The organism is Candidatus Symbiopectobacterium sp. NZEC135, assembly GCF_025962695.1.
In genome coordinates, this window is the sequence record NZ_JAGFPF010001111.1 from 1 (window position 1) to 711 (window position 711).

At 62.9% G+C, this 711-nt stretch carries 1 pseudogene; it reads right to left on the reverse strand.

The annotated features are described in order from the left end of the window. Positions 1–671 (reverse strand): annotated as a pseudogene (locus tag J5224_RS32770) (4Fe-4S binding protein); the annotation flags it as partial. Positions 672–711 lie beyond the last annotated feature (40 nt).

Consider the following 711-nt stretch of genomic DNA (forward strand, 5'->3'; position numbering starts at 1 on the left):
CGCGCAGCACCTGCGGTTCCGGACAGACATGAAAGCAGTCCATGCAGCGGGTACAGCGGGCGCGTTCGGTGGCTTCCACTACCAGTGCGCTTTTGCTGCCCAGTGCGCCATACAGCGCGCCCGTTGGGCAGAGGTGGCCGCACCAGCCGTGCTCAACCACCAGTAAATCAAATAAGAACAGTGCGATAAGCAGCCAGACGCCCGCGCCAAAGCCGAAAATCAGCCCACGGCCGGTTAATCAGCCCCAGCAGCCAGTAGCGCAGACTGCGGGACAGCGTAGCGGAGGTGGTAATACCGAGGCGCCGCCGCAGCCAGGCCGCCAAATCGGTCAGCGGATTGACCGGGCACACCCAGCTACAAAACAGGCGCTTGCCTGCCAACGCATAGCCGACAGCAATAATCAGTGCGCCGACCAGTGCGAGCGTGGCGGGCAGGTGACCGCTGGCGAGGCTTTGCAGCACCATCAGCGGATCGCTGAACGGCACGGTATCAAGCAACCGACTGGCGCTGTAATTGCCGTGCAGGATCCAGACACCGAACAGCGGACCACTGAGAAACATCAGCAGTACCAGCGATTGTGTCAGTCGCCGCAGCGCCAGCCAGCGATGGCTGCGCCACCACCCTTTCCTGGCCTGCGCCTCGCGTCCGGCGTCTTGCTTACGATTTGCCATCGCGCGCCTCCAGCCAGCTAAAGCGGTAGTGATGCCCAAG